Origin of the sequence: Arthrobacter sp. SO3 (genome assembly GCF_020532825.1) — a bacterium.
GTDB lineage: Bacteria > Actinomycetota > Actinomycetes > Actinomycetales > Micrococcaceae > Arthrobacter.
Genome location: NZ_MQTS01000182.1, coordinates 1 through 7,099 on the forward strand (window position 1 = coordinate 1; position 7,099 = coordinate 7,099).

Genomic DNA, 7,099 nt, shown 5'->3' on the forward strand with positions numbered 1-7,099 from the left:
TGTGCGGGGCGTCAAGGACGATCTCGGCGATGCCGTCGGCGATGGACAGGGAAATCATGGGGCTCCTGGGGTCGGGGCGGGAAGCGGGATCAGACGGTTAGACGGTTAGACGTCGAAGTCGACGGTGACTTCCGGAGTAGTGGGGTGCGACTGGCAGGTCAGCACGTAGCCCTTGTCCAGTTCATCCTGCTCCAGCGCGTAGTTCTCGTCCATGGTGACCGCACCGGTGATCACCTTGGCGCGGCAGGTTCCGCAGACGCCGCCGGCGCAGGCGAACGGCACATCGGGGCGGACCCGCAGGGCCGCGTTCAGGATCGATTCGCGGGCGTGCGTGGGGCTGGCCACCTCGCCCTGGAGGCCGTCCAGCTTGAAGGTGATCTTGTAGGTTGCCTGGGACTCGTCCACAATGACGGGACGGCCGGCATTGCCCTCGGGGCGGTCCGGCTTTCCGGTGGTGAACAGTTCGAACCGGACGTGGTCCGGGTTGACGCCACGCTCGGCCAGAGTGTCCCGGCAGAGCTGGACGAGCTCGAACGGTCCGCACAGGAACCACTCGTCGACGTCGTCGGCGTGGATGGCGGTCCCCAGCAGGGCCTGGAGCTTTTCGGCGTCGATCCGGCCGCTGAGCAGCGGGGCGATCCGCTGTTCGCGGGAGAGCACATGGTGCAGGGCGAGCCGGGCCGGGTATTTGTCCTTCAGGTCGGCGAGCTCCTCGAGGAACATCACGTCCATGGCGGCCTTGTTGGCGTAGACCAGGTCGAAGCGGGTTTCCGGATGCGCCGCGAGCAGCGTGCGGGCAATCGCGATGACCGGGGTGATCCCGGAGCCGGCCGCGATCGCAACGAAGGAGCCGGGCTCCCCCGCGAGTTCGCCGGCCATCTCCTCCGGGTGGTTCATCGAGTTCATCAGGTTTTGCTCTTTGCCGTCACGGCCGTGTTTGGACACGAACGCGCCCATCGGGCTCATTACGTCCAGGACGTCGCCGGCCTCGAGCTCGGCGTTGGCCCAGGTGGAGAACAGTCCGCCGAGGTCCTTCTTGATGGCGACCCGGATCTCGCTGCTGCCGTCCGCGAAGCTCCGCGGTTCGGCGCAGATGGAGTAGCTGCGCCGGATTTCCTTCGGCTCACCGGTCTCGTCCGGGAGGGTGGTGCGAAGGGCGACGTACTGGCCCGGGAGGTAATCGAACTGGCCGGCGAGCTCGGCCGGAACGCCGAAGGTGACCTCGATCGCGTCATCGGTGAGCCGGCGGACTTCATCCACCGTCAGCGGGTGGAAGGACGCGCGGCGGCGTCCGGTGGCTGCAGCCGTTTCAGCGGCGGTCTGGCGGACAACAGTCATGGGAGCACCTGTTCCTTACAAAACTTTGAAGTAGTCGAACGGTTCCTTGCAGTCCTGGCAGACGTAAAGCGCCTTGCAGGAGGTGGAACCGAAGCGGGTGAGTTCCTTGGTGTTCAGCGATGAACACTGCGGGCATTTGACGGCAAGGGACAGCCGGATGGGCCCGGCGTGCCGGACGGCGGCCGAGTGGCCGGAGGGCGGCGCGATGCCGTATTCCTGCAGCTTGGCCTTGCCGGAATCCGTCATCCAGTCAGTGGTCCAGGCCGGGGAGAGCACCAGTTCCACCCGGACGTGGGGGTAGCCGGCATTCTGGAACGCCGCGGTCAGGTCGTCACGGATGGCGTCCATCGCGGGGCAGCCGGAGTAGGTCGGTGTGATGGTGACCTGGACCGCGGGGACCGGCCCGCCGTCGTCGAACAAGTGGACGTTCCGGAGAATGCCCAGGTCCGCAACCGTGAGGACCGGGATTTCCGGGTCGCAGACCGTGGCCGCGATGTCCCAGGCCTTCTGCTCGGCCGTTTTGGTGTCCGTCTCAGGCATGGCTACCAGCTTGCTCCGGGGTACTCGCGGGCGAGCACCTGCATTTCGGCCAACAGGTAGCCGAGGTGTTCGGAGTGCAGTCCTTTGCGTCCGCCGCCCGGGGCGGGCTGGACCGTGGGAACGTCCAGTTCGGCTGCGGCGAGGACCTCGCCGGTGAGCCGGTCGAAGTCGGCGCGCAGGCTCGACGGCTCGACGGCTGCACCGGTCGCGGCGAGGCGGGCGGTGAGCTCGTCGTCGCGGAACAGTTCGTCCACGTAGGGCCAGATGACCTTGAAGCCGTGGATCATTTTCGCCCGGGACTCGTCCGTGCCCTGGGCGAGGCGCAGCACCCACTGGGCGCTGTGGTCGCGGTGGTAGTCCACTTCCTTGACCGCCTTGGCGGCGATGCCGGCTAGGGTGGCGTCGGTGGACTGCGTCAGCCGGCGGTAGAGCTCGAACTGGTAGTAGCTGACGACGAACTGCCGGGCGATGGTGACGGCGAAGTCGCCGTTCGGGAGTTCGAAGATCTCGACGGAACGGAATTCGGGTTCGCGGCGGAAGTACGCGAGGTCATCCTCGGTCCGGCCGTCGAGTCCGCCCGCGTAGCTGAGGAAGGAGCGGGCATGGCCCAGCTGGTCCAGCGCGATGTTGCCGAGGGCGATGTCCTCTTCAAGCTCCGGGGCGCGGGAGATCCAATGGCCCAGGCGCTGCGCGAGGACCAAGGCGTCATCGCCCAGGCGCAGGGCGAACTCGGCCACGTCTTCACTCGGCTTGGCGGTGCCGCGGCTGACGGCCAGGGCGATGTCCTCCGGGCGGAGGGCGTTGCCGGGGGTGATGCGGGTGGCGCTGGCCGTGGCCTCGCCGCTGTTGCCGGAGCCCTTGACGCCGACGGAGATGTCCCCGTCGCCGGCGGTTTCTGGTGCTGCGGCTGCCGCAGCGGCCGCGGCTGCCGCAGTTTCAGGTGTGGTGCTCACAGGTGCTTCACGCCCTCGCTCTTGGTGTAGTACGTGGCGTGCCGGTAGTCCTTGCCCTGGGGCGATTCGAAGAAGGCGCCCTTGGCGTCCGGATCGCTGGAGGCGATGGCGTCAGCCGGGACCACCCAGATGGAGACACCCTCGTTGCGGCGGGTGTAGAGGTCGCGGGCGTTGCGCAGGGCCATGGCGGCGTCCGGCGCGTGCAGGGATCCGGCGTGGACGTGGGAGAGGCCGCGGCTGGAGCGGACAAAGACTTCCCAGATGGGCCAGACGTTTCCTGCGTGCGGTTCGGGGGTGGTCATGCTGCGGATTCCTTTTCTGCTTGCTGGCGGCTCTGCTTTTCCGCGTAGGCGGCGGCGGCTTCGCGGACCCAGGTGCCGTTGTTGTGTGCTTCGCGGCGCCGTTCCAGGCGCTGGGCGTTGCAGGGGCCGCGGCCGGCGAGGACTTCGTGGAATTCATCCCAGTCCAGCGGGCCGTGCTCCCATTTTTTGGTGTCTTCGTTGAAGCGGATGTCCTTGTCCGGGAGCGTGAGCTCCAGGACCTTGACCTGCTCCATCATCATGCCGACGAAGCGGTTGCGCAGTTCGTCGTTGCTGAAGCGCTTGATGTTCCAGGCCATGGACTGCTTGGAGTTGGGCGAGTCGTCATCCGGCGGGCCGAACATCATCAGGGCCGGGGCGTACCAGCGGTTGACCGCGTCCTGGGCCATCTGCTTCTGTTCGGGCGTGCCGTGGGAAAGTTCGAGCAGGATCTCGAAGCCCTGGCGCTGGTGGAAGGATTCTTCCTTGCAGACGCGGACCATGGCTCGGCCGTAGGGGCCGAAGGAGGCGCGGCACAGCGGCACCTGGTTGGCGATGGCAGCGCCGTCGACCATCCAGCCGATGGCGCCCATGTCCGCCCAGGTGCGGGCGGGGTAGTTGAAGATGGAGGAGTACTTGGCCTTGCCGTCCATCAGGTCCTGGTTCATCTGGTCGCGCGGCTGGCCGAGGGTCTCGGCGGCAGAGTACAGGTACAGGCCGTGTCCGGCCTCGTCCTGAACCTTGGCCATCAGGATGGCCTTGCGCTTGAGGCTGGGGGCGCGGGAGATCCAGTTGGCTTCCGGCTGCATGCCGATGATCTCCGAGTGGGCGTGCTGGGAGATCTGGCGCAGCAGGGTTTTGCGGTATGCGGGGGGCATCCAGTCGCGGGGTTCGATCCGCGAGTCATCCGCCATGACTTTGTCGAAGTATGCCTGGCCTTCGGCGTCACGCCGGGCCGCATCTTCGAGGCTCTGTTCGTGCCGTGCCGCTGTTGGCTCTCCGGGCACTGACTGCAGGGTCTGCGCTGCCATGGTTGCTCCTATGCATTTCCGATAAATAATTACCGACCGTTCGTTCAGGATATGCGGAAGGCGGGAGATGCGTCAAGCACCCGGGCCGAAGTCGCGGCAGTGAGTCCGCACCCCGGTGGTAGCTTGAACTCGTGAATATCCGCGCCGGCAAGAAGCTCCCCCTTTGGGCGTCCGTGGCCCGCAACATGCTGATTGCCCTGGTGGCCGTCTCCCTGGTGCAGGGGTTCCTGGTGAAGGCGTACCGGATCCCGTCCGGATCGATGGAGCCGACGCTGCAGGGTTCCGCGGACGGCGGGGACAGAATCCTGGTGAACCGGATTGCCTACGCCGGCGCCGGGCCGAAGACCGGCGACATCGTGGTGTTCACCCGTCCGGAGAGCTGGCAGGCGGAATACGCAGCGCCTCGCAGCGGCGGAGTCTCCGGGCTGGCCCGCTCATTTGGCGATCTGACCGGGATCGGCCCCTCCAACGAGCAGTTCCTGGTGAAACGGGTGGTGGCGAGCGGCGGCCAATCCATTAGTTGCTGCGGGGCCGACGGCAAACTGCGCGTCGACGGCCAGCCACTGGACGAACCCTACCTGTTTGAGGATCTGCCGTTTGAGGCCGGAATCCTCGACTGCCAGAGCAGTCCCCGATCACTCCGGTGCGTTCCCTCGTTCACCGTTCCCGAGGGCGAGCTCGTGGTGCTGGGCGACCACCGTTCAGTTTCGGTTGATTCCGCCATCAACTGCCGGGGTGTGACGAGCGAAGCCCGCGACTGCATCAGGACGATCAACACCTCAGCAGTTGTCGGCGAGGTTGCGGGCGTATTCTGGCCGCTAAATCGCGCTGGCGGAGTTAGCTGACTTGCTCCTTAAACAAAAATATCCCCTCGGAGCGGTTGATTTGCTCCGAAGGGATATTTTCACTGCTCAATCAAAGGACGTCCGGCTTCCCGCAGGCAACCGCGTCGCCGGACGCGCAGGAGATTCGGCGCTTTGGTCGTAGACGGGTGCGGGTTCCAGGCGGTCCCGCTCGGATCCGACGGATACCTGCTCCGGTTCCGGCTCGTGCGATTGATACGCGGTGTAGTACCCGAAGGAGTCTGCACCGGAGGTGGGCACTCTGTTGAGGATGGTGCCCAGCACGTTTCCGTTGACCCGGGCCAGGTTGCCGAGAGCTTTTCCGAGCTCGTCATCGGTGGTCTTTCCGGACCTGACGACAACGATAGCTCCATCGGCGACCCGGGTGAGGACGGCGGCGTCCGTCACGGGCAGCAAGGGCGGAGCGTCGACCAGCACAATAGCCTGCTGCGCAAGCGTCCGGAGCAAAGTCTTCATGGCCAGCGATCCAAGCAGTTCGCTGGGGTTCGGCGGGATCCGGCCGGACCCTAGCACGCGCAGGTTCGGCATCGCGCTCCACTCCTGCAGCACGTCATCCAGTTCGGCATGGCCACTCAGGACGTCGGTGACGCCTACTCCGGGAACGAGATTGAAGACATCAGCAACTGTAGGGCGGCGCAGATCGCCATCGACGACGATAACATTTTCTCCGGCGGCAGCCATAGTAACCGCAAGATTGGCTGTCACCGTTGACTTGCCCTCGGCCGGAATCGAACTGGTCACGACGATTATCCGAGGAGGATTGTCGACGTCGACGTACTGAAGATTCGTTCGCAGCTCCCTCAACGCCTCGTTGATCGCATGTGAGCCTGGACCCGAAGCGGCTGGGCTGAGTCCATCTTCCAGAACGGTGCTTCTTCCATCCAGACGGTGGTCCACCGGAATAGTGCCGAGAACTGGGACCCCAAACCTCCGTTCGATGACCGCGGGGCTACGGAGCCGGCGGTCCAGATGGTGGCGAAGCATGGCGTAGAGGAGCCCGAGAGCCAATCCGGCCATAGCCCCGATGCCAAGATCAACCTTGATATTGGGGGACGTCGGGGAAGTGGGCAGGAGGGCTTCGCCCAGCGGAACTACGCGGATTACAGGGACTGGAACAACGTTCGAGCCTTCAACGGCCTGAATGCTTTCCACCTCTTTTACCTGCTCGGACAGACCAACGACCCATGCATCCGCAACGCGTTGCGCCATTTTGGGATCTGTGGAGGTGGCGGTGACGGCGATCTGTGCGCTCTCCTTGGGCACGGACACGGTCACGGACCCAAGAAGTGCGTCCGGCGAAGTGGTGAGGCCCAGTGCCTTGACGACGCGCTCGGCCACGAGCCTGGACTTGGCCACCGACTCGTACTTGGCGGCCTTCGTCTGCGCCAGGTTCTCGCTCATGAGAGACATGGTCAGGTCGTCCGAACCGCCGGCCACGACAATCCCGCTGGACTGTGAGGAGTAGATCTTTGGCTGCAAGAGAGCCCAGCAGAAGGCGATCAAGGTCAATGCGAGGGTGAAGGCAACGATGCCCTTCCAACGGGCCCGAGCTATGCGCAGATAGTCCGCCAGCCCGAGCCCCGCCGCAATCTGCCCGTTGTTGTCGGCCGTTTCAAAACCAGTCACGCTTAGGTCCTCTCCCCCGTGTCTGGCCCGAACGACCCACACGAAAATTTACTGTACGGTACGGTGACCGCGTTGGTGTGCATGTTAACCGCGCAGGAGCAACCCACTGGTGATGAGGCCGTCCACGGCCGCTTCCAGCAATTCCTCATAGCCTTCGGGTAATCCATGCTCGGCTTCGATCCGCCTGGCCAAAGTTTGCATTGAGACTGGCCTCTGGGCGGACTGCCAGATTATGGGCCCGATGCCGCTGAGCCTGGTGAGCTCGGCTTCGGTCAGGACCAGCAAGTCCTCGCCGATCTGCACTGCGTCAACGGCATCGGAAGTCTGCAACCAGCCTGCTGGAGTTGGCTTTGGCGGCTGCGCGCGTGCAGAAACTGACTTCGCTTCCACTTCCACTTCCACTTCCACTTCCACTTCCACTTCCACTTCCACTTCCACTTCCACTTCCA

General features: G+C 64.9%; 7 protein-coding genes and 1 pseudogene. 1 reads left to right on the plus strand and 7 read right to left on the minus strand.

Features of this window, described 5'->3' with window-relative positions; all coding sequences use genetic code 11:
* Positions 1 to 105 precede the first annotated feature (105 nt).
* From paaE to paaA, 5 genes are read right to left on the minus strand one after another with little or no spacing between them, the layout of a single operon-like run.
* A complete protein-coding gene (gene paaE, locus BJQ90_RS16920) occupies positions 106 to 1,338 on the minus strand; it encodes a 1,2-phenylacetyl-CoA epoxidase subunit PaaE (protein ID WP_226761379.1) in 1,233 nt (410 codons plus the stop codon).
* Positions 1,339 to 1,353: 15 nt separating this feature from the next.
* Entirely contained in the window at positions 1,354 to 1,878 is a 525-nt protein-coding gene (paaD, locus tag BJQ90_RS16925) for a 1,2-phenylacetyl-CoA epoxidase subunit PaaD (protein WP_226761380.1), read from the minus strand.
* A gap of 2 nt (positions 1,879 to 1,880) precedes the next feature.
* A complete protein-coding gene (gene paaC, locus BJQ90_RS16930; RefSeq protein ID WP_413463708.1) occupies positions 1,881 to 2,831 on the minus strand; it encodes a 1,2-phenylacetyl-CoA epoxidase subunit PaaC in 951 nt (316 codons plus the stop codon).
* Positions 2,828 to 3,133 carry a 1,2-phenylacetyl-CoA epoxidase subunit PaaB gene (gene paaB / locus BJQ90_RS16935; RefSeq protein WP_091251167.1) on the minus strand — a complete coding sequence of 102 codons (306 nt, stop codon included), beginning with the start codon at positions 3,131 to 3,133 and terminating at the stop codon, positions 2,828 to 2,830. Before paaB ends, paaC begins: the two co-directional genes overlap by 4 nt.
* Positions 3,130 to 4,161, minus strand: a complete 1,032-nt coding sequence (paaA, locus tag BJQ90_RS16940; RefSeq protein ID WP_226761381.1) for a 1,2-phenylacetyl-CoA epoxidase subunit PaaA — start codon at positions 4,159 to 4,161, stop codon at positions 3,130 to 3,132. Before paaA ends, paaB begins: the two co-directional genes overlap by 4 nt.
* 131 nt (positions 4,162 to 4,292) lie before the next feature.
* Between paaA and lepB the strand changes: the two genes are divergently transcribed.
* On the plus strand, positions 4,293 to 5,006 hold the full coding sequence (lepB, locus tag BJQ90_RS16945; RefSeq protein WP_226761382.1) for a signal peptidase I: 714 nt from the start codon (positions 4,293 to 4,295) through the stop codon (positions 5,004 to 5,006).
* A gap of 66 nt (positions 5,007 to 5,072) precedes the next feature.
* Here the strand turns inward: lepB and BJQ90_RS16950 are convergent, their stop codons facing one another.
* Both BJQ90_RS16950 and BJQ90_RS16955 read right to left on the minus strand, forming a co-directional pair.
* Positions 5,073 to 6,650 carry a polysaccharide biosynthesis tyrosine autokinase gene (locus BJQ90_RS16950; RefSeq protein WP_226761383.1) on the minus strand — a complete coding sequence of 526 codons (1,578 nt, stop codon included), beginning with the start codon at positions 6,648 to 6,650 and terminating at the stop codon, positions 5,073 to 5,075.
* Positions 6,651 to 6,734: 84 nt separating this feature from the next.
* Positions 6,735 to 7,099: pseudogene (locus tag BJQ90_RS16955) on the minus strand (hypothetical protein); the annotation flags it as partial.